The 21,155-nt window shown below is 36.9% G+C and carries 19 protein-coding genes, 1 tRNA gene, 1 riboswitch and 1 other annotated feature; of the genes, 6 read left to right on the forward strand and 14 right to left on the reverse strand.

Going from position 1 to position 21,155, the window contains the following annotated elements; all coding sequences use genetic code 11:
- Position 1: 1 nt before the first annotated feature.
- From AC6UD8_RS03875 to AC6UD8_RS03885, 3 genes are all read right to left on the reverse strand, one after another.
- Positions 2-1,258 carry a carboxylate--amine ligase gene (locus tag AC6UD8_RS03875; protein WP_500723567.1) on the reverse strand — a complete coding sequence of 419 codons (1,257 nt, stop codon included), beginning with the start codon at positions 1,256-1,258 and terminating at the stop codon, positions 2-4.
- Entirely contained in the window at positions 1,248-2,795 is a 1,548-nt protein-coding gene (locus AC6UD8_RS03880; protein ID WP_500699539.1) for a UDP-N-acetylmuramoyl-L-alanyl-D-glutamate--2,6-diaminopimelate ligase, read from the reverse strand. The genes AC6UD8_RS03875 and AC6UD8_RS03880 overlap by 11 nt, the downstream gene beginning before the upstream one ends.
- A gap of 210 nt (positions 2,796-3,005) precedes the next feature.
- Positions 3,006-3,464: a MarR family winged helix-turn-helix transcriptional regulator gene (locus AC6UD8_RS03885; protein ID WP_500693637.1), complete on the reverse strand. Its 459-nt coding sequence runs from the start codon at positions 3,462-3,464 to the stop codon at positions 3,006-3,008.
- 131 nt (positions 3,465-3,595) lie between these two features.
- On the opposite strand from AC6UD8_RS03885, the gene AC6UD8_RS03890 reads away from it, so the two are divergent.
- Positions 3,596-3,679: transfer RNA gene (locus AC6UD8_RS03890), tRNA-Leu, on the forward strand.
- Between the two features lie 111 nt (positions 3,680-3,790).
- Here AC6UD8_RS03890 and AC6UD8_RS03895 read toward each other — a convergent pair.
- From AC6UD8_RS03895 to AC6UD8_RS03905, 3 genes are all read right to left on the reverse strand, one after another.
- Positions 3,791-4,636: a glycosyltransferase family 8 protein gene (locus AC6UD8_RS03895; RefSeq protein ID WP_500699540.1), complete on the reverse strand. Its 846-nt coding sequence runs from the start codon at positions 4,634-4,636 to the stop codon at positions 3,791-3,793.
- A gap of 104 nt (positions 4,637-4,740) precedes the next feature.
- On the reverse strand, positions 4,741-6,012 hold the full coding sequence (locus tag AC6UD8_RS03900; protein WP_500699541.1) for a BspA family leucine-rich repeat surface protein: 1,272 nt from the start codon (positions 6,010-6,012) through the stop codon (positions 4,741-4,743).
- 297 nt (positions 6,013-6,309) lie between these two features.
- Positions 6,310-6,546 (reverse strand): hypothetical protein, encoded by a 237-nt coding sequence (locus tag AC6UD8_RS03905; RefSeq protein ID WP_500699542.1) that lies wholly within the window; start codon positions 6,544-6,546, stop codon positions 6,310-6,312.
- Between the two features lie 588 nt (positions 6,547-7,134).
- Between AC6UD8_RS03905 and AC6UD8_RS03910 the strand changes: the two genes are divergently transcribed.
- Positions 7,135-7,362: an SH3 domain-containing protein gene (locus AC6UD8_RS03910; protein WP_500693633.1), complete on the forward strand. Its 228-nt coding sequence runs from the start codon at positions 7,135-7,137 to the stop codon at positions 7,360-7,362.
- A 31-nt stretch (positions 7,363-7,393) separates the two neighbouring features.
- On the opposite strand, the gene AC6UD8_RS03915 is transcribed toward AC6UD8_RS03910, so the two are convergent.
- From AC6UD8_RS03915 to AC6UD8_RS03925, 3 genes are read right to left on the reverse strand one after another with little or no spacing between them, the layout of a single operon-like run.
- On the reverse strand, positions 7,394-7,894 hold the full coding sequence (locus tag AC6UD8_RS03915; protein WP_500693632.1) for a phosphatidylglycerophosphatase A family protein: 501 nt from the start codon (positions 7,892-7,894) through the stop codon (positions 7,394-7,396).
- 3 nt (positions 7,895-7,897) lie between these two features.
- The gene (locus tag AC6UD8_RS03920) at positions 7,898-8,524 is read right to left on the reverse strand and encodes a hypothetical protein (RefSeq protein ID WP_500695736.1); all 627 of its coding nucleotides are present in this window, start codon (positions 8,522-8,524) and stop codon (positions 7,898-7,900) included.
- A gap of 14 nt (positions 8,525-8,538) precedes the next feature.
- Complete coding sequence (locus tag AC6UD8_RS03925) at positions 8,539-9,225, reverse strand: CPBP family glutamic-type intramembrane protease (RefSeq protein ID WP_500699543.1); 687 nt, start codon at positions 9,223-9,225, stop codon at positions 8,539-8,541.
- Between the two features lie 157 nt (positions 9,226-9,382).
- Here AC6UD8_RS03925 and AC6UD8_RS03930 point away from each other — a divergent pair, with 157 nt between their 5' ends.
- Positions 9,383-10,015, forward strand: coding sequence for a deoxynucleoside kinase (locus AC6UD8_RS03930; RefSeq protein ID WP_500699544.1), 633 nt, complete (start codon positions 9,383-9,385; stop codon positions 10,013-10,015).
- Between the two features lie 37 nt (positions 10,016-10,052).
- Here AC6UD8_RS03930 and pepV read toward each other — a convergent pair whose 3' ends face one another.
- Positions 10,053-11,456, reverse strand: a complete 1,404-nt coding sequence (pepV, locus tag AC6UD8_RS03935) for a dipeptidase PepV (protein ID WP_500696766.1) — start codon at positions 11,454-11,456, stop codon at positions 10,053-10,055.
- 110 nt (positions 11,457-11,566) lie between these two features.
- Here pepV and AC6UD8_RS03940 point away from each other — a divergent pair, with 110 nt between their 5' ends.
- Entirely contained in the window at positions 11,567-12,391 is an 825-nt protein-coding gene (locus AC6UD8_RS03940) for an NAD(P)H-hydrate dehydratase (protein WP_500699545.1), read from the forward strand.
- A gap of 43 nt (positions 12,392-12,434) precedes the next feature.
- On the opposite strand, the gene AC6UD8_RS03945 is transcribed toward AC6UD8_RS03940, so the two are convergent.
- Both AC6UD8_RS03945 and leuS read right to left on the reverse strand, forming a co-directional pair.
- A complete protein-coding gene (locus AC6UD8_RS03945) occupies positions 12,435-14,117 on the reverse strand; it encodes a putative polysaccharide biosynthesis protein (protein ID WP_500693626.1) in 1,683 nt (560 codons plus the stop codon).
- A 73-nt stretch (positions 14,118-14,190) separates the two neighbouring features.
- Positions 14,191-16,608: a leucine--tRNA ligase gene (leuS, locus tag AC6UD8_RS03950; RefSeq protein WP_500699546.1), complete on the reverse strand. Its 2,418-nt coding sequence runs from the start codon at positions 16,606-16,608 to the stop codon at positions 14,191-14,193.
- A 62-nt stretch (positions 16,609-16,670) separates the two neighbouring features.
- Positions 16,671-16,864, reverse strand: a binding site (T-box leader).
- Positions 16,865-16,951: 87 nt separating this feature from the next.
- Between leuS and mnmM the strand changes: the two genes are divergently transcribed.
- A complete protein-coding gene (gene mnmM, locus AC6UD8_RS03955) occupies positions 16,952-17,521 on the forward strand; it encodes a tRNA 5-(aminomethyl)-2-thiouridylate-methyltransferase MnmM (protein ID WP_500699547.1) in 570 nt (189 codons plus the stop codon).
- Positions 17,522-17,523: 2 nt separating this feature from the next.
- Here mnmM and AC6UD8_RS03960 read toward each other — a convergent pair whose 3' ends face one another.
- The gene (locus tag AC6UD8_RS03960; protein ID WP_500699548.1) at positions 17,524-18,993 is read right to left on the reverse strand and encodes an MDR family MFS transporter; all 1,470 of its coding nucleotides are present in this window, start codon (positions 18,991-18,993) and stop codon (positions 17,524-17,526) included.
- Between the two features lie 61 nt (positions 18,994-19,054).
- The gene (gene metK, locus AC6UD8_RS03965) at positions 19,055-20,242 is read right to left on the reverse strand and encodes a methionine adenosyltransferase (protein WP_500695744.1); all 1,188 of its coding nucleotides are present in this window, start codon (positions 20,240-20,242) and stop codon (positions 19,055-19,057) included.
- Positions 20,240-20,321: riboswitch (SMK box riboswitch) on the reverse strand. (Overlaps the previous gene by 3 nt.)
- Before the next feature lie 105 nt (positions 20,322-20,426).
- Here metK and AC6UD8_RS03970 point away from each other — a divergent pair.
- The gene (locus AC6UD8_RS03970) at positions 20,427-21,122 is read left to right on the forward strand and encodes a hypothetical protein (RefSeq protein ID WP_500693621.1); all 696 of its coding nucleotides are present in this window, start codon (positions 20,427-20,429) and stop codon (positions 21,120-21,122) included.
- Positions 21,123-21,155 lie beyond the last annotated feature (33 nt).

A 21,155-nucleotide genomic window follows, 5' to 3' on the forward strand; every position in this document is an offset into this window, starting at 1 on the left:
CTTATTCCTTATTCATATGAAAATATTTTTTGAAGTTTTTTGCGTAATTATGGTCCATCCATTTCATAAGTAGCCAACGCATGAAGTTTTCATCTTTTTTATACCAAAAAGTCGTTCCCCACTGACCTTTTTTGATCAGCTCTTCTGCCTTCTTTTTATCTTCATTATCTTTGGCATACTTACGAAAAACACGATTGGGCACCCCTAACCATAAATAATATTTCTTAGGATCTTGATTGGCATACACTGTCTTTTGGTCCGCTAGGTCATCTTGAACGTAATCACGAACCACCCATTGAGCAAGGTTATATCCATTTAGGGTGACAAAGAAACTGCTGCGTCCCTGTCTCAAATTGATTTCAAACAACTTGTACGTATCGTCTCTAACATCATACTTCATGTCAAAATTAGCATACCCAGTAAATTCAATCGACTCTAAAAACTGTTGAATCTGATCATAAATCCGTTGATCAAAGTCAGGAATAATCGTGACGTAGTTACCAATTGCAGACGGTGCCGGATCTTCCAAAAGTGGATGGCCTAAACACATCATCTTCACGTGATGATTCTTGTCAACATAAGCATTTAAGACGCGCATGTTGCTGTCATCACCTGGGATGAAATCTTGGACGATCAAGTAGGAAGTATAACCATTATTATAAATTTTTGAAACAATGTCACGATACTCGGCATCGCTTTTAATAGTAAAAGCTTTCTTTCTTCCCTTAAAACGGATATCCAACCATTCCACACTATTGGTGGGTTTAAGTGCAATTGGATAATCAAATGGTTGATCGAAGTCGTTATCTTCAAAATTGCTTTTGGAAATAATTTTGGTGCCAGGATATGGCATTCCATACTTATCACACATTTTATAAAAATTTTCTTTACTATTAAGTTGTTTTATTAACGAATAATCAACGTATGGACAGACAAAGACATCTTCTAAATCTTTCTTATGTTTAGAAATTAACTCAGCATAACCATCCCCACATCCAATTAAAATGACCGGTTCTTTGTGGTTGGCATACTTCTTTTTTAACTTTTTCATCTCTTCAAACCATACTGGATCCTCACTAAAGCCGGGAATAAACGTCAGATCCACAATTTTGGTAAATCTTGTGGGGGCTAATCGTTCCTGGGCATAAGCCTTGACACGCTTACCATACAACTCGTAGAAAGAACGCGCCATCCCGTACACATTAAAGTCACTTCCAAGTAAGATCGGAGTGAAATCTGGAACTTTCTCATTTATCATTACCATTTAAACCCTCCAAGTAATCTTCCACGATAACCGAATCGGTTGGATAAGGTGTATCAACACCATTAATCTTTTGATAAGGATCGCGTCCTTTACCCGCTACTACAATAATATCTCCACGTTTACCAAAATTAATGGCCTTTTTAATGGCTTTTTCACGATCCATTTCGAAATGAACGTCAACCTTATCATGATCGATATGACTATCAATTTCCTTTGCAATCTTCATGGGATCTTCATAAGCGGGGTCGTCAGTAGTTAAAAACGCTACATCGGCATTTTGAGTCAACGCCTTGCCAAATCCCTCTCGACGGTCAATTCCCTTATTGCCCGGGCTTCCAACCACTACAATAACTTTTCCACTAGGGTCTTGTCGTTTTAAAAATCCTAGTAATGCATTCATACTAGCATAATTATGAGCATAATCCACATGAACGTTCCCATGGTTTTTAGACTTAAAGATTTCCATTCTTCCAGGAATTTTTGCTCCTGCCAAACCATCTAACATATCACCACGTTTAAAGCCAGCAAGTCCAGCCGATATGATCGAAGCGGTTGCATTGGATTCATTGTAATCACCTGGAATACCAATGCGATAATTTCCGTCTAAGCCTAACTTTTTAGCTTTACCAGAAATGGAACTTAATTGAATATCGTTATCAGTCAAGCTATCTGAAACTGGCTCGTACGTGAAATCAAGGTCGATTTCAAGTTGTGGAGTCGTCCCCTTTTTACCAAACAAATAAATATTTTGGGGATCAGTTGTGGTTTTGGCAGCATAATAAATATCAATCAGGTGGTCTGAATCGGCATTCAAAATGCACTTATTTGAATTAACCAAGAGTTGTTCTTTACAGTGCAAATAGTTTGCAAAAGTCGGATGCTCGTTTTCCCCAATGTGATCGGGAGAAATATTTAAAAAATTACCTACGTTATACTTTAATCCAAAAACCCGATTTTTTAAGTATGCCTGAGACGAAACTTCCATAATGAGATATTTCATCCCATTATCGACAGCGGATCTCATATTCTTAAAAATATCTAGTGATTCTGGAGTAGTTAGATGTGACTTAAATGTTTGATTTGGTTCATTACCAACCACGGTATTGATAGTTGAAAATAAGGCGGTTTTATTCCCACTCGCCTTCCTAATTGCATCCCGAGTGAAATATGAAGAGGTCGTTTTCCCCTTAGTACCCGTAAAGGCAATGATGAACAAATCGTCTTGTGGATAATTGAAAAATGCAGCAGAGATCAAAGACATTGCTTTTTGAATGTTAGTAACCAAAATCTCATTCATTCCGTTACTTTCAGATAAATGATCTTCACACACGATTCCAGTTGCTCCAGCCTTTTTTGCTAACGTAACAAATTCAGGCTTAAAGTTTCCCTTTCCAAAGAATAAGGTTTTCGGTTTTATGTCTCGTGAATCATAACTAACATAGTTAAAATCATTATCATTAGTCTGATTAACTGATTTTAATAAGTCATGTTCACGAAGAATATTTTTAATTTCTTGAATGCTTAGTGACAAAAAATTCAGCTCCATTCCGCTAATTTTTGTAATGGAAATCCAAATAAATCATTCGGACTTTAATTTTGTTTTTAATTTACTCCTAGACAATTCTACCAAAAGAAAGAGATAATGACTAACTCAAAACCAATAATGAAAACATAAATTAATATAATAAAAAACATTCTGCGTAAACTAAATTAATTCCAGTTCACACAGAATGTCTTTTTACTACTTAACATCTTTTAATTTTTGCTCACTAACATTATCCAATCGGTCACCAACTGCATTCACCATCTTCAAACATTTTTCAATATCATCCTGGCTCATATCCAAAACAGAAAAACATTGATTAACGTGTTCATATACTTTATCACGACGTTCCTTAGCGTATTCTGTAGTGTCAACGATGACAACTCGTTCATCTTTATGACTACGTGTTCTTGTCACCCATCCCTGCTTTTCAAGCCGTTTCAACAACGGAGTTAAAGTCCCACTATCTAAGTCTAAGTAAGATCCAAGCTCACGAACGGTCATTGGGGCATGTTCCCATAACACCAACATGGTAATGTATTGTGGATAAGTTAAATTAAATGGAGATAAAACGATTTGGTAGTACCGACTAAACTTTTTACTTGTATTATAGATTCCAAAACACAACTGGCTTTCAATCTTACGTGGTTCAACCATTATAATCTCTTCTTTCTAAACACTCTTGTACTATCTTATATTTTACACAATTAAATAATAAATACAAGGATACCACAAAATTGAGTGTTTATTTTACGACATTTTTATTGTATGATTGAAAGGTAGTAATTGCCCGAGTGGCGGAATTGGCAGACGCGCAGCGTTCAGGTCGCTGTTCAGTTTACTGAGTATGAGTTCGAATCTCATCTCGGGCATTCGTTACTAACAAGACGTTATCAAGCTTATTGATATCGTCTTTTTTCATTAATAGTAATTAAATTATGTAAACAAAAAGAGTGGACAATTGTCCACTCTCTCACTACTTTTTATCTAATATAATCGCCTAGATCGTAAATTAATTGGTTCTTAGCTTGGTAATAATAATTGCGTAATGGATGAAGATGGTTATTTTTAACGATCCATGGCTTATCAAAATTAGTGTAATGAATAATCACAGGGTGCTTAAGTGCATTTGCCTCAGCTGCTCGACGCTCTGGGATAGGATTTAATCCACTCTCACCCTTAACTAGATGACTTTGCAAATTATACTTAGGGTCAAGTTTTTTCCAGTGTCCATTAAAAATGGCGTTTAGAGCATCTTGGTCTTGATACTTCAGCATATCAGGTTTATCAATTGCTAACTTTCTAACCTTTTCAGAAGTATCATTATCATTCCAAGCTTTCGTATCAATCAGCAATAGACCAGCGTTAAAATATTGACCCGGCTCATCACTAATATGCATCCTTTTTAACCGATCAACGTAGCCAGAATCCTCAACGGCACCGACAATATTGCCATCAAGATCGGTATTAAAAAGATTCGAAATATCACCCACACATACCATGTCAGCATCCAAATAAAGGATTTTAGGTTCATGAACTTCTTCAGGAATCTCAATTCGATAGTAAGTGTTTTCCTTAATTGCACTATCCGGAGATTTTACATTAGCATCCTTATATGCAGCGGTGTTGGGTTGCAAAAAGTTAATTGCCTTACAGTTGTCGTAGACTTTTTCCAGGGCCTTTAACAAATCAGCACTGTTGGAACTTAAATGATCATTAACAACGTAAAACGTGAAAATTGAATTCTTATTATGGTTCAATATTGACGAATAGTTGACTGCCAGCGGTATCGCCATATTGTTATCAGTAGTAGATGCAATTGTAATCATACACATTATCCCCTTCAAAAATATTTGAAACTATTTGGCCACTTGTAAAAATAAGTATCACTAATTTTCGTAGCGATATTTATAAAAGTGGACCACTTTATGACCTATCTATTTCGAACAACAACAACGTTTACCGTCGCATTTTTACTTCCAATGGTAATGGTAGCGTTATTATTCTCAAATCGATATCCAGTTGGAGCAATTAAAGTTTGCTTTTCACCTGGGATACCAGTAACTGAAGTTGCATTCACGTACTGCCCCTTTTTATTTACAAAATTAACTTGTTCAGTTATGGAAATCGAAGGGACATTGTAGTTGGTTGCCCAAATCCAATTACCGGGATGTGATTGTCCATCTGCAAGACTTAAATTATTCTGCAATTGATTGTTATTATCAATGTTCATCCAATTGGGTGATTTAACAGTGTAATCTTTTCCGTCAAATACAAACTGGGTACCTACTACCGGTTCTGGAATAATTGGACCTGCACCAGGTGCATCAGGAGCCTTTAAGATTGTCTTATCACCTAACTTAATTTGGTGAAGATTATTATCACCCTTCATGAAAGCGGACAATCCATTATATTTACCCTTAGAAGCTGCCTGAGTATCGAAGCTAGTTAAATCTAGGCTTTGTAACTGATGGTCATCCTGAAACATATTACTCAAACTACGATTATTAGGATTAATTTTAAAACTCGTTAAACCGGCAATGTTTTTAACAGCATAGTCATAAACAAACATTGAACTCATATCAATAACTTTAGAAGTGTCAAAATGACTGACGTCGATGTCTTTAAGAAGAATATCGGCACCAAACATCAGTCTCATACGATTAACATTTGAGGTGTCAAAGTGAGTGACATCAATACTTTTTAGTGCTGTATCACCATTAAACATATAATCCATACCAGATACTTTTGATGTATCCAATTTATCGAGACCATTAATAGTTTGCAGGTTTTTTAAACCTTGATTGCCCTGGTGGAGTGGGTCATCATCTGCCGATTGAGAAAAAAGATAATCAGAATTTGATGGGGCATACATCTTATCTTGGATATTAATAACTTGCGCATCATTTAAAGCCTGACGTAAATCTCCAAGTTGTGAATATGCATAGGTTCCCAAGGTTTTATCTTTACCGCTCAACGTTAAAGTCCGATTGATCTCATTATAGTTCCAGTTGACCTGTCCCCACGTACCACTATCATATCTTAATTTAGAAATCCTAGGTCTAGCTTGTGAGGTCATTTCCTTAGTATCCGTTGCTGCTGCATATGTAGTTTCAGTGTGATTTGCTGAACTATTCATCTGCAAGCCAAAGAATAAACCAACGGTCACACCTGCGATTAATGCTCCCTTAATTACCTTTTTCATTAGATCATCTCACTCTCTTATATTTCCTTACACTTCTAAAGTAGGCCATAAATGCCGTCATGTCAACATTTATGCTTTATCATGTGAAAAAAATACCATAATAATTACATTAATTATGTAAAAAGAGAATAATAATGTGCGTTATTATTCCCTCTTTTAGTTTCTATAAATCTATATCATTGGATTTATATAGTTATAATCTATCCATAAAAACATTGATTAAACTATCACCATGCCAATAAAAATCATTGGAGTCTATGTAAGAACCAGAAGTATTAGCTTCTGGCTCTACAATAACTAGTCGTTTAGACGAATAGTAGCGTGATAAGAACTACCATCTGTGGCCTTGCCAAAATAATCGTCTGTAATCGAGCGAAAAACCATTTTCCCGTTCGGTAAGTTCAAATATTCGGCATCATATGGAAAAACAACGGAGTAATTGTTTTTATTTCCAATACTGTAATAGTAAATAGTTCTACCACTAAGCCAAACGCTTCGATCTGTACTTGGAACTACTAGTTTAAACTCCTTCATTATGACTCACCTCCTTTCCCATCAAAAAAGGTCATACTACGAAGTAGCATGACCTAAATGGTATTTCAGAGTATTCATCATATTGAAATACGAATAAATTCGCATAGTTGTTTTAATTTCAAATCTTATAACAAGACATAGGCTATCATTAAATGATTTTTCACGTACTCAATAACACTTATCTTCCACCAACTTATCATTTATGACAGTATTAATTACGGTGTTAAAAGCTTCTCACACTTTCTAACACCACGTGAACACTATTTCCTACATTAGCATTCACAAAATTGTCTAGTTATTTTTAATCTCAACATTCAATATTTCATTATGAATCTCTTACTGCTTACTTCACAATTTAGATTATAAACTTTATTAAAAACAACGACAATAGAGTCTTAAATTTCACAAAACATAATTATAATACCTTGACATCAGTATTTATCCTAATTATTAATTCACTTTTGTCTCATAATATAATAATTATTATTATATAATATAACCAATCAGTCGCTTTATTGACAAAAATTTACTGCATAATTTTAGCGATTAAAACATAATTTGATATAATTAACCAATGGAGGAAATAATATGAAAACAAAAGCTTATGAAACTTATAATTTAGTTGAATACGATAAAAATCTTCCTTACGAAGTTGGCGATTTAGTCGAAGTTACATTTGTTAACCCAACTGGCTTAGGTGATAACCAAGACGATTGGTTAAAAGTCGTGAGACATGACGTTGGTGAATCAACCAGTATTCATGATGAATTCAGGTTTAATTCAAAATGCATCAAAGCAGTAAAGAAGTCAAACTAAAAAAAGGTCCTCACTTTTGTGAGGACCTTTTTTAAGCATTATCATGTGCAATTTTAGCGGCAGTAGCGCCAGCAATAGCTCCAACAATATCATCAATAAAAGTATTGACAATTTGACCGTTTGTATCGAGTTCTTTTACAATTCCATTTTTATTAGTGTCAATTTCACCATAATTAGTAACCCCAATCGTCCCATAGATTGAAGCAATTCCAAGTGCCAACGTTTCATCAACGCCAAACACCCCTAAATCATGAGAGACAATGCTTTCAAGTGGCTCTTCTAACTCGCCATCTTGTGCTAAACGATCCAGTTCAAGCCCTACCATTGCGTTATTCAATACTTCCCTTTTATGCAAAATATCATTAACAATCCCACAAACATAGTCTAAATCAGGAACATTTGAATATTTTTTCTGTAAATCAATTGCAATCTGTGCAATATCTTTAATCGTTACTCCATGTTCATTCAGTCGCTTAAGCACAAAATTATACGCCTGAGTGTCAGGATATTTATAGTCTCCTCGATCTACCATTAGTTAATCTTCCTCCATATCTTTCATCAGGGTCATATCATATTCGTTTGGATAATTATCTTGAGTAATCATCATTGTCATTACACTTTTATCCTTAAGATGACCCTTTATAATTGCATCAACGTACATCTCTTTATGAAAATCTCTTTGAAATTCGGCAAAACTCGATAAAAATCTAAAGTTCAAAACCACGTCACTACTATTTCTAGAACTTAAAACGCCAATAACCTCTATTATTTTACTCTTCTTCATCTCGTTAACTATCGGAATAACGACATTCTTATAAAATATTTCAACTTCATGTAATTTTTGAGTTAAATTATGAATTCGTTGATTAATTACGTTACACTTCTGAAAGTCAGTATTATTCAACTCTTTCATCCCATTCAACAAATAATCCTTATCATTATTGAGTAGGGCATTTTTTAAATCCGCTGACTTTTGATCGTCATCCCCATCGTTTAAAACACTAGCTAATTCATCAATTGTGTTCACGTCATAATCATTTTTGAGTTGATCAAGATTCATGATCCAGTGTAAATACTGCTTTTTAAGCTGCTCCAACTCTTCATCAGCCACCATTAATTGATTCTTTAATTGATTAAAATAATTAAATTCAACTACGTCCATTTTTCACTCCACCACTATAAGACTGCCATTAGCATAAATCCGGTTGCAATTAGGTTATTTAAAAAGTGTACCCCAATCGAAACTTCAATTTTCCCCGTTTTCTTGTATACATACGCTAAAATCATTCCCAAAATAGCATAAATCATAAAACTAATCACGTTAGAACTCATATGACCACAAGAAAAAAGTAACCCACTAAAAACAATTGGCAGCCAAAATGCATTTTGATTAAAAAAGGCATTAATAAAAAATCCCCTAAACACCAATTCCTCTAACACTGGAGATAAAAAAACTGCCGAAAAGCTCATCAAAACCAACACCGTCATGTTACTTTGAAAAAGACTTAAAATGGCATTATTATTCTTTGTTCCCAGTTGGTTAAAAATCAATTTATTTAAAACTTGAAGCACAATCTCAATAACAAAAAAGCTAAAGATTGACAATAAAATAATCTTTAAATCGTGACCAGTAAGCCGATGACTTCGTTGTCTGTACACACTTCGATAGGCCCATAGCGCTAAACTAATTACGACAAGAAAAATAACAATGTAAGAGGTTCCATAAAGAAAAGCCTTGAATCCATGATAATCGTGAATTCCAATCATTTGAACTGGTACTTGAACCGCAAAAATCAAAAAAATTAGTCCAATAAATACAACGGCTCTTTTCAAAAATTTAATTAAACTCATTTCCCACTTCATTAATCCAATTCATCTCCAAATTTTTCCACTAACATAGAATACCATAATAATAACGTCTGAAACAAAGAAGGAAAATTAGTGTTCAAATCCATCGTTAACCTAACTGATTCGAAATGATATACTAAAAGACGTTATTAAACTAAAAGAGGAGCTAAGCATGGTGATTATTACAGCTGGAATGATTGGTGTCGGTAAAACAACCTTAACGGGAAAAATTGCCGCACATTATGGAACAGAGCCCTTCTACGAGCCAGTGGGAGACAATCCTGTTTTGCCACTTTATTATAAAGATCCAAAACAGTATGGCTTCTTACTCCAAATATACTTTTTAAATAAACGTTTTTCGATGATTAAAAAGGCGTTAAAACAAGACAACAACGTGTTGGATCGATCTATTTACGAAGACGCTCTTTTCACCAAAGAAAATAATGCTGAGGGAAATATTTCTGACGTTGAATTAGAAGTTTATTTAAAGTTGCTTGACAATATGATGGATGAACTTAAAGAGCTTCCAAAAACAAGTCCTGACCTTTTAGTCTATGCCTACAGCGATTTCGACACCATCTTATACCGAATCCAAAAGCGTGGTCGTGATTATGAACAATGGGACAACGATCCAGGACTGGAAGAATATTATTACAAAATGTGGAAAGCTTACCAAAAATGGTATGACGAATACAACGTCAGTCCTAAGATGAAAATTAATCTTCAAAAGTACGATCTAGAAGATCCCCAAAACGTTTCTAAGGTATTGGCCAAAATTGATGAAAAATTAAAAACGATCCGATAAAAAAACTTTGAACACGATGTTCAAAGTTTTTTTATCTCTACTTAGACAATTCATAAATTGACTGACCGTAAATCGACATTGCCAAAATCAAATCATTAACAGGTGTGTATTCGTTAGCTTGGTGCATCGTGTCCTCTGTTCCTGGGAAAAGTGCTCCAAAGGCAACCCCACGTTTCATCATTCGCGCATACGTACCACCACCAACAACTTCTGGTTGAGCGTCATCCTGATCAGTTTGATCGCGATAAACACCCATTAAGGTTTTTACAATGGGATCGTCTGCATCAACAAAGTGGGGCACCATTTGCGAAATTTGTTTGGTTGACCCGTTAAACCGATCAGCGGCATCTTGAACTTTAGCTAAAATTTTATCAGTCGTAATCCCCTTTGGATACCTAAAGTTAGTGTTAACCATCCCACCATTTTCATGATCAAAATTCATTAGACCGACGTTCATGGTTAGTTCTCCCATCACATCATCAGTAAAATTAAGCCCCAATTTATGAGCACGAGAATCATCATGCAGTTTTTCGTCGATGAAGTTCAGGATATTAGCACCACTAGTATCAAAACTATAATCAACCAAAAAGTCAGCTAAATAGGTTCCAGCATTGATACCGTTCTTAGGTTCCATTCCATGGGCTGCTTTCCCGACTACACTGATTTTAATATTGTTCCCTTCGATTTCATAGCTTCCAGTTACGGGAACCCTATCTAAATATTTTTCAAATTCATCGGCCATTTTGGAGACATCCGCAGCAACAACGTCAGCTTCTGCATCACGTGGTACCATATTTTCACGCAATCCGGCATTAAAATGCATCAGGGTGTTCTCACCATCACTTTTATTGGAAGCAAAATGCGTTTCAAGCGTCACATTACCCTTTTCCCCATTGATCAAGGGAAATTCGGCGTCTGGCGAAAATCCAAATGAAGGATCTGGTTCAACCTCAAAATAGCGTTTCATTCCAGTCCAGTCACACTCTTCGTCCGTTCCAATTATCAAGCGAATTTTGACCTTCGGCTGAATCCCTGCATCTTTAAGCATTCTTAATCCATAATAGGCCGCAAGTCCTGGTCCTTTGTCATCAGAAACTCCCCGACCAATTGCATTGTCACCCTCAAGCTTTAGTTCGAATGGATTAGAATCCCACCCTGCGCCACCAGGCATCTCATCAGCGTGTGACAAAATTGCCATGGTTTCATCGCCTGAACCATACTCAATGTATCCCACTACGTTATCAATGTTTTTCGTGGTGAACCCATCACGATCACCAAAAGAGAGAAACTGTTGTAATGCATGAGCTGGACCTGGGCCCAATGGGTATTCGTCCGTTGCGTGCTCCAAGTCCCTCGAACTATCAATTGAAATCAATTTTTTTAAGTCATTTAAGTAATCATCTTTGTAATTTTGTGCTTTATCTTTCCAGTCAATTGCCATGTTATACCCTCCTACTTAGTTATTCCTTATTCTAACATAATCAAGAAAGTAACAACTCATTTGGACAACATTCAACCAACGCATGATATAATGCATTCGAGGTGAACAAAATGAAGAAAATTGATAAATCAATTCTAACTAAAACCATCCGCATTCGACCCAAAAATAGTTTTAAAGGAACTTATGGTAAAATCGCTTTAGTTGGTGGAAACGAAAACTTTGGTGGTGCAATCATAATGAGTTCGCTTGGAGCAGTTTACTCTGGCGTTGGACTCACAACTACTATCACGGATCCAACGAATCAAAGTGCACTCCACTCTTGGCTACCCGAAGCAATGTTTGCAGACTATAACGACACTGATCAAATGGTTCAACTCATTAAAGCTATGAAAGTTATTACCATTGGCTCTGGGCTTGGGACCGATGATCATAGTTGTGAAATTATGGAAACCGTATTTGATAATGTCACCCCTGATCAAATCCTCTTAATTGATGGTTCAGCCATCACGATGATCGCTGAACGTGGGTTAAAATTACCACAAGCCAAATTAATTTTTACTCCACATCAAATGGAGTGGCAACGTTTATCCGGAATTAAAATGGCCGATCAAACTGAGGCACGTAACAGAGAAGCCCGCGACAAAATTGGTGGGATTGTCGTTCTTAAATCTGATCGTACTCAGGTGTATACCCCAGATGAAGTATACCAAAACACGACTGGGACGCCTGCTCAAGCAACTGGAGGGATGGGTGATACTCTTGCTGGAATTATCGGTGGATTCGTTGCCCAATTTGACGACGAGGTTGATGCTGTTTTAGCAGCCGTTTATTCCCACAGTGCAATTGCCGATGAACTAGCAGCCACTCAATATGTAGTTCTCCCTCATCAAATCTCACAACGGCTTCCATGCTTCATGCATGAACACGAAGCATGAATTTAACTGATAAAAAAGAAGATCCTGACTGGATCTTCTTTTTTTATCGAATGTGTAAAAACTTCCTTACACTTTGCATCTTATTTCCTAAGACCTTATCAGCTACCCGACTTTTAAGTACCAAGAATAGGTACACAAATCCACCAGCTAACGTAGCCAAAATCGAAACAAACAAACTGATTAGTGAACTATTATAATTAACTACCATCCCAAACAAGAAGTTAGCTCCATAAACTACAATTAAGGCCACAAAGTATGTGATCAAAGCAAACGCTAAAATTTTAACAGAATTAGATTTAATACTACTCATTTCCAATCCAAACTCATGTCTTAAGGAATGCACAATCAGATAGTTAGCAACTGTAAATCCAACTGCGGTTGCCATTAAGGCTCCAAAAGCTCCAAAGAAGTAAACTAAAGGAACTTGCGCAACTAACTTAATTACAATTCCAACCACAAAGTATTTAACTGCTCGTCTATTTTCAGAGATTCCTTGCATTAATGCGGTAACCACCGTAAACAAGCCTAGACTAATTGAAATGATAGCAGAAAACGTTAAAATGTCCGCTCCTAAATCCATATTGGCGGTTCCATAAAAGGTTCGGTTGATCGGACCAGCAATAGCTGCCATCCCTAAAGCTGCAGGAAGCATGACAAATTCAAATAAAATTAACGCATTACTAAGTTGCTTACTAATTGAATGAATGTCACCTTTGGTTCGGGCTTCAGAAAGCAACGGAACTACGGTAATTGCCAAGGCGGAAGCTAACGAAACCACAATCATAATCAATTTATTCGCATTAGCCGCAAAAATAGCATAAATATACTGTAAATTAGTATTAGTATAATTAGTTGCCCAACGCATAATACTAAAAAAGGAATATTGGTCAATTAATTGAAAAATGGTAATGCCAGAACCAAGAATAATAAACGGAACCGCTTGACTAATAATTTCTTTATAAAGATCGTTAGTCTTAACGTTAATAGCGTTATCACTTGAAGCAATAAGCCCCTGAAAATGATCACGTCGTCGCCAGTAATACCATCCTAGTGCTAAAAAACCAAAAATAGCACCGATGAAGGCGGCAAAAGTTGACTGGGTAACGGCGGTTACCCAACTTCCGTGGATCACGATCATAATGAAGAAGGCTGAAGCCAACATGTAAATGACACGCGCGAGTTGCTCAACAAATTGTGACATTGCTGACGGAGCCATCTGTTGGAAGCCTTGAAAATATCCACGAGTTAAACTCATCGCAGGAATAATTAGGACGGCCCATGCTAACGAACGAATCACCGGAACCGCATTTTTACCCCCACTACCAGCTAAGATTGGAGCAAAAAAATAGATTAAAAGTGCACAAACGACTCCGGTAATAACCGAAAGGGTAATTCCCTTCTTATAAAGTCGCGCACTTACCCCATACTCATTTAACGCATTATAATGGGCCACTTCTTTTGCAACCGCCGACGGAATCCCCGCAATGGCAATTGTCAAAAACTCACTATAAATGTTGTAACCCATGGTATACAACGTGTTGGCAAGCGGAAACAATGACGCTCCAAAAATCAATCGCCAAGGAATGATGTAAATGGCACCAAGAATTCGTGAGAGGATGCTTCCAATGGTCATCCAGGCTGATCCTTTAACCATCTTACCTTGTGATCTTTCACTATCTTCAATTTCTTCTTTTTCTAATTCATCTTGTTCGAAATCGTTGTTCACAAATTTCCCCTACTTTCACGTTACAAATATAAATTTTAACCATTTCGAAAAATAATTTCAAATTTATTCAAGCTTAATTTGCAACAATATTAACAATTTTCTTTGGAACGACGATTACCTTTCTAACAGTCTTTCCATCAAGGAATGATTTAACATTTTCATCATTTAAAGCAACTTTTTCAGACTCGTCCTTCCCAGCATCCACGCTAACTTTAATGTGACCTCTTACTTTTCCATTAACCTGAACCACCAGTTCAACTTGGTCTTCTTTTAACTTACTTTCGTCAGCTTCTGGCCACTTGGCAAGTTCAATGGAATGATCATGACCCAACTTTTGCCACAATTCTTCAGCAACATGTGGCGTAATTGGTGAAAGAAGTTTAATGAACCCTTCCGCGTACTTTTTAGGTAACCTTTGTGCTTTATATGCATCATTGATGAAAACCATCATTTGAGAAATGGCAACGTTAAAACGCATATTTTCAAAGTCATCAGTCACCTTTTTAACGGTTTGGTTATAAATCTTATCAAGCTTTCCGTCATTATCATCAACGATCACATCACTTACCGTGTCATCATCATTCATGTACAAGCGCCAAACTCGTTTAATCCAGCGGTTGGCACCAACAATTCCATCGGTATTCCACGGTTTAGATTCAGAAAGTGGTCCCATAAACATCTCGTACAAGCGCAACGTATCAGCACCGTACTGTTTAACAATGTCATCGGGATTAACTACATTTCCCTTGGACTTTGACATTTTTTCATGATTAGTACCAAGAATCATACCTTGATTAACTAATTTTTGGAACGGTTCTTTTGTCGGAACCACCCCTAAATCATAGAGCACCTTATGCCAAAACCGCGCATACAACAAATGAAGAACAGCGTGTTCAGCACCACCGACGTACAAATCAATTGGAAGCCAGTACTTCAATTTTTCTGGATCAGCAATCATTTTATCATTATGAGGATCAACGTATCTCAAGTAGTACCATGAACTGCCGGCCCACTGTGGCATCGTATTAGTCTCGCGCTTACCATGACGACCGTTCTTATCTGTCACGTTCACCCAGTCAGTAAGATTGGCTAACGGACTCTCTCCGGTTCCAGACGGTTGAATGTCAGCCGCTTTAGGAAGTCGTAATGGTAACTGGTCTTCTGGAACTAAGGAAGTTGTGCCATCATCCCAGTGAATTACTGGAATGGGCTCACCCCAATAACGTTGGCGACTAAAAATCCAATCACGTAATCGATAATTAACCTTTTTATTACCAGCATGATGATCCTTTAACCATTCGATAATTTTATCGATAGCTTGTTTCTTATTCAATCCATCAAGAAAACCGGAATTAATGTGAACCCCATCGCCTGTGTAAGGTGCATCATCAACATCACCACCCTCAATCACTGGAATGATAGGCAGATTGAATTTTTTAGCAAAATCAAAATCCCGTTGGTCATGAGCGGGGACGGCCATGACTGCACCAGTTCCGTAACTTGGCAGAACGTAATCACCAATCCAAATTGGAATTCTTTTTTGGGTAACAGGATTAATTGCGTAAGCTCCGGTAAATACTCCCGATTTATCTTTGTTTAAATCAGTTCTTTCAAGATCTGATTTAGAGGCAATTTTAGCCCGGTAGTTTTCTACATCGGCCTTTTGTTCTGGTGTCATAATTTTATCTACAATCGGACTTTCTGGTGAAAGCACCAGGTAAGACACCCCATAAATAGTATCAGGACGAGTAGTAAAGACTTCGATCTTTTCATCTTCTTCATTTACATCAAATGAGATACTAGCCCCAACGGAACGGCCAATCCAATTTCGTTGCATTTGTTTAATGCTTTCAGGCCAGTCTAAATCGTCAAGATCATCTAACAAACGGTCAGCGTAGGCAGTGATTTTCAAAACCCACTGTTTCATAGGTTTTCTGTAAACGTCATAACCACCACGTTCAGTTTTTCCATTAACAACCTCTTCGTTTGAAACAACGGTTCCACCCATGAAATCAGGAGCCCAATTAACCTCAATCTCATCTTCATAGGCTAATCCCATTTTGTACAACTTTTCAAAAATCCATTGAGTCCATTTATAGTAATTAGGATCCGAAGTATTGACTTCACGATCCCAATCATAAGAAAATCCAAGCGATTTAATCTGACGTCTAAAATTGTCAATGTTTTTCTTCGTAAAATCACGTGGGTTGTGACCGGTCTTTAACGCATATTGTTCTGCCGGCAGCCCAAAGGCATCCCATCCAATTGGATGAAGGACATTTTTACCCTGCATCCGTTTAAAGCGCGCCATGATATCAGTGGCAGTGTAACCTTCTGGATGACCGACATGAAGCCCCTGACCTGATGGATAAGGAAACATGTCTAGCACGTAATATTTATCTTTCTCTTGTTTATCACTGGTTTTAAAAGTTTGGTGATCATCCCAATACTTCTGCCATTTCTTTTCAATTTTTGAATGATCGTAAGCCATCAAATTCACTCCTTATTAGTTCGTTAAAAATCACCATAAAAAAAGCCTATAGAAAAACAATTCTATAGGACGAGGTTCCGCGGTACCACCTAAATTTCTCATAAGAGACCCTTGATTCCATAACGCGGAAAAACGTTTAACTTTTAATTCGGTTAAAACTTCGATGATAAGTTCAATCATTCTATTTCCAAGTTTGCATCACCCACTTGGTTTCTGAAAAATAAAACAATCTAATACTTCACCTAAATGATATATTATATGATTAAATAAACTCTACCAAATTTTATTCAAAAAAACAAGTTAATCACAAACAACTGATATAATAATTAGTGAGGTGTTTCAAATGAAACTACAATCAGCATTAAATTTTAGCCACACTCTACTAAAACAAATTGTTAAACCAGGTGAAACCGTAATCGATGGAACGGCCGGACTAGGCCACGATACCCTTTATTTAGCTCAACTTGTTGGTAAAAACGGCCATGTTTTTAGCTTTGATATTCAACCGAATGCCGTTTTAGCCACCAAACAACGCTTAACGAAATACGGTGAGCAAAAACAATGTCAAGTTATTCTTGATGGACATGAAAACGTTAAGAAATACGTTCAGAACAGTCCAATTGCGGCCGCAATTTTCAACTTAGGATACCTTCCCACTGGTGACAAAAAAATCATAACAAAACCCAAAACCACCATTAAAGCCGTCAGTGATATTCTTAAATGTTTAACTCCTAACGGAATCATCATTTTAGTACTGTACTATGGTCACGCTGGCGGCAAAGAAGAAAAGGAGCAGGTTTTAAAATTTGCTAGTAGCCTCGATCAACACAGTTACCACGTTTTAAAATACCAATTTATCAATCAAATCAATGATCCGCCAATCCTAGTAGCAATTCAAAAACGAACTAAGTAATGTTAGTTCGTTTTCTTTTGCATATTCTTATGGTCGAACCAGTTCACAACATACGATAAAATTACTAATAATAAAGCCAAAATAAAGATATGATGAATGGCACTGTAAAGAATCTCATGCAGCACGGGCAAAACCTGCTTGGATAAATTAACCGCCGTCTGGGGATTAATCAGTGTATTCATCATTTTTAAGTTAGTCCCTGGATGTTCACTAACCCCTTTTGCCATCGAAGTGTTCATCACAATTCCAAAGATGGAAATCATAATTGTTTGACCAAGGGTCCGACTCAGGGTATTAAACGAAGAAGCCACCCCAACGTGTTCTGGTGAAACCTCGTTTTGAACCGTAACGGTGGAAGTAGTAATGGTAATTCCAAAGCCAGTTCCTAAAACGGCTGAAAGAACAAAGAAAACCCAAAATGGCGTAGTAATCGGAAGCAGGACCATACAAATTGCTCCTAGCAAAACAAATGCCAAACTAAAGTTCATAATCTGTTGTGGCCGGTACTTCAGAATCATTTTCCCTGAAATAAAAGAACCAACCAGCCATAGAACGGAACTAGGTGTGATCGCAAAGCCAGCCATGGTGGCTTTTAATCCTAAAATACCCTGGGTCCAATCCGGCAAATAAACCTCATATCCAAAAATAAAACCACTAATCAGAGCTGCAATTAAATTCTGGGTGACAAATGTTCGACTTTTAAACATCTGGATTGGAATTAGTGGATCAGTCGCTTTTTTCTCCTGTCGATAAAATAAGATTCCACTAATAACTGCTACCACCAAACATCCAGTCACCATTATCCAATTGATTGGAGCTTCACTTAAGACTTGAAACATGTACATAACTGAAAACAAAAGAACCGCAATCAAGACGACACCAGGTAAATCCATCTTACTTTCAATCTTGCGTTTTGGTTCGTGCAAAAATAATGCAATCAAAATAATCGTCAGTATCCCAATCGGAACATTAATGAAGAAAACCCAATGCCAAGAAAGGTTGTCAACCAAAAATCCGCCTAGTAATGGTGCAACCACTGAGGCAATTCCCCACGCTGATCCATTCAAACCAACCACTTGAGCTCGTTTTTCAAAAGAATACATGTCAGCAATAATGGTAAATGATACTGGCATAATCACTCCTGCACCGACTCCTTGAACTGCTCGCCATAAAATCAATGTTCCCATACTATTGGACATTCCTGACAACATGGAGCCAATAACAAAGACCACCAGACCAAATATAAAAACCGATTTACGACCTAATTGATCGGCTAACTTCCCATAAATTGGGGTGGCAATTGAATTTGTCAAAAGAAAAATTGAGAAAACCCAGTTCATCAACGACACCCCATGAAGATCACCGACAATCGTGGGCATTGCCGTCGAAACAATGGTTCCCTCAACTGCGCTCATAAATGTGGCAACAAATAATGCAATTGTCACAACTTTAACGTTTGTTTTACCCTTCATATTTCATCATCTTTCTATTTGATACAATAAAAAACGACCATTGAAGGTCGTCATTTAAATCCTATTTAAAATAATTTTGTAGCTCTTTTACCTTATCGGTATGCTCCCATGGAAGATCAACATCCGTTCTCCCAAAGTGACCATAAGCAGCCGTTTGTTTGTAAATTGGTCGCTTTAAATCAAGCATCTTAATAATTCCAGCTGGCCGCAAGTCGAATACTTTTCTAATGGCAGCGACTAACTTATCGTCTGAAACTTTTGAAGTTCCAAACGTATTAACTGAAATTGAAACTGGTTCAGCAACCCCAATGGCATATGCCAACTGAATTTCAATCTTTTTTGCAAGTCCAGCCGCAACAATGTTTTTAGCGATATACCGCGCTGCATAACTTGCGGAACGATCAACCTTAGTTGCATCTTTCCCAGAAAAAGCACCGCCACCATGATGAGCTGCCCCACCATATGTATCAACAATGATTTTTCTTCCAGTCAAGCCGGCATCGCCAACGGGTCCACCAACCACAAATTTTCCGGTTGGATTGATTAAATACTTAGTGTTCTCATCAAGATACTTAGACGGGATCGTCGTTTTGATAACCTTCTCGATAACATCTTTTCGAATCTGTTCTTGAGTAACATCAGGATCATGCTGAGTACTTAAAACCACGGTATCAACACGCTTAGGATCATCATTTTGATCGTATTCAACCGTTACTTCCGCTTTGGCATCCGGTCTAAGATAAGGAATAGAATCATTTTTACGAAGCTTAGAGAGTTTCTGCATTAAATGATGACTCAATGAGATTGGGAGTGGCATTAACTCAGGGGTCTCACTGTCTGCATAACCAAACATAATTCCCTGGTCCCCAGCACCAATCTTATCAAGGGGGTCGACGTCTCCGCCACGAGTCTCAACCGACTCATCAACTCCCTGCGCAATATCTGGTGACTGTTCATCAAGTGAAACTAACACAGCAACACTGTCTGCATCAAATCCGTATTTAGGATCATTATAACCAATTTCACGAATTGTATCTCTAACAACTTTTTGAATGTTAACATAGGCACTAGTTGAGATTTCACCAAACACCAATACAAGTCCTGTAGTAACTGAGGTTTCACAGGCAACTCGTGCATCTGGATCTTTTTTTAAAATTGCATCCAGAATTGCATCACTAATTTGATCGGCAACTTTATCCGGATGACCTTCTGAAACTGATTCAGAAGTAAATAAACGCTTTTCTGACATTCTTATTCCCCCTATTGTTTGTGGTTACAAGGCAACTTCACTCTTCGTGAATCCTATCGGGAATCTGCTCATAACTTTATAATAATAACATATTCGCAAGTAATTAAAAAGCACACAAAACCTCCATTGAACAAATTTACATAATTGATTAACATGGATTTATTAATACAAAAAGGACAATATTATGAAAACTTTTATTGAAAAAAATCAAACGACCTTACATGCCCTAATTCTTACGGTATTCATCATCTTGAATACACTAATATGGCTCTTTGCTTCGCAAGTAGACTTACTATCAGTACAATGGAATACCAGACTGGTGGTGCTAATCCTATCAGAGTTTCTTTGGTCGGCTTCCCTTCTACTTTTCATCATTCGTTATGATCCGAGGATCAATTTATTTCTCAACGTCATCCCAGTGTTATTAGCGATTGTCTCCTTGTTTCCCATCTTATTAATCATCCTGTTTGTCATCCTTGGAATCACCAACATCATTGTAATGATGCCCAAATTTAAACTCGAAAATTACTATGGACTGGTTTGCTTTTCCTTTTTAAATTCAATTGCTCCGGTCATTTCTTTTTGTTATCTCGATAACCAATACCTAGAATCAAGTGTCCTCGTAAACGTTGGAATTCTATTTTGCTTATACTGTTTGTTCTTTGTTCCGTTCTTTAATCACCGACTTGAAACTAAATTAAACTTTATCTTCATTTTAATCTTTGCAGCGCTTCTGCTAGCAAATTTTCCCTTATTAAAATGTGCAATTTTAATTACTTTAGTATTAATCTCATACGGAATTCAAATCTTCAGCGAAAAAGAAACCCCAGAAAATTGTTTACTTTCATTTATAATTATTGGATTAGCAACTTTCATATAAAAATGAGGCCTTCAAAATATGAAGTCCTCATTT

It is taken from the genome of Fructilactobacillus sp. X1R3C1, assembly GCF_059901545.1.

What these genes read in the sequence shown, in the direction of transcription:
- AC6UD8_RS03875 (WP_500723567.1), bottom strand. Translation starts at nt 1,258, where the DNA reads ATGATAAATGAGAAAGTTCCAGATTTCACTCCGATCTTACTTGGAAGT.
- AC6UD8_RS03885 (WP_500693637.1), bottom strand. Translation starts at nt 3,464, where the DNA reads ATGGTTGAACCACGTAAGATTGAAAGCCAGTTGTGTTTTGGAATCTAT.
- AC6UD8_RS03895 (WP_500699540.1), bottom strand. Translation starts at nt 4,636, where the DNA reads ATGATTACAATTGCATCTACTACTGATAACAATATGGCGATACCGCTG.
- AC6UD8_RS03900 (WP_500699541.1), bottom strand. Translation starts at nt 6,012, where the DNA reads ATGAAAAAGGTAATTAAGGGAGCATTAATCGCAGGTGTGACCGTTGGT.
- AC6UD8_RS03905 (WP_500699542.1), bottom strand. Translation starts at nt 6,546, where the DNA reads ATGAAGGAGTTTAAACTAGTAGTTCCAAGTACAGATCGAAGCGTTTGG.
- AC6UD8_RS03910 (WP_500693633.1), top strand. Translation starts at nt 7,135, where the DNA reads ATGAAAACAAAAGCTTATGAAACTTATAATTTAGTTGAATACGATAAA.
- AC6UD8_RS03915 (WP_500693632.1), bottom strand. Translation starts at nt 7,894, where the DNA reads ATGGTAGATCGAGGAGACTATAAATATCCTGACACTCAGGCGTATAAT.
- AC6UD8_RS03920 (WP_500695736.1), bottom strand. Translation starts at nt 8,524, where the DNA reads ATGGACGTAGTTGAATTTAATTATTTTAATCAATTAAAGAATCAATTA.
- AC6UD8_RS03925 (WP_500699543.1), bottom strand. Translation starts at nt 9,225, where the DNA reads ATGAAGTGGGAAATGAGTTTAATTAAATTTTTGAAAAGAGCCGTTGTA.
- AC6UD8_RS03930 (WP_500699544.1), top strand. Translation starts at nt 9,383, where the DNA reads ATGGTGATTATTACAGCTGGAATGATTGGTGTCGGTAAAACAACCTTA.
- pepV (WP_500696766.1), bottom strand. Translation starts at nt 11,456, where the DNA reads ATGGCAATTGACTGGAAAGATAAAGCACAAAATTACAAAGATGATTAC.
- AC6UD8_RS03940 (WP_500699545.1), top strand. Translation starts at nt 11,567, where the DNA reads ATGAAGAAAATTGATAAATCAATTCTAACTAAAACCATCCGCATTCGA.
- leuS (WP_500699546.1), bottom strand. Translation starts at nt 16,608, where the DNA reads ATGGCTTACGATCATTCAAAAATTGAAAAGAAATGGCAGAAGTATTGG.
- mnmM (WP_500699547.1), top strand. Translation starts at nt 16,952, where the DNA reads ATGAAACTACAATCAGCATTAAATTTTAGCCACACTCTACTAAAACAA.
- AC6UD8_RS03960 (WP_500699548.1), bottom strand. Translation starts at nt 18,993, where the DNA reads ATGAAGGGTAAAACAAACGTTAAAGTTGTGACAATTGCATTATTTGTT.
- metK (WP_500695744.1), bottom strand. Translation starts at nt 20,242, where the DNA reads ATGTCAGAAAAGCGTTTATTTACTTCTGAATCAGTTTCAGAAGGTCAT.
- AC6UD8_RS03970 (WP_500693621.1), top strand. Translation starts at nt 20,427, where the DNA reads ATGAAAACTTTTATTGAAAAAAATCAAACGACCTTACATGCCCTAATT.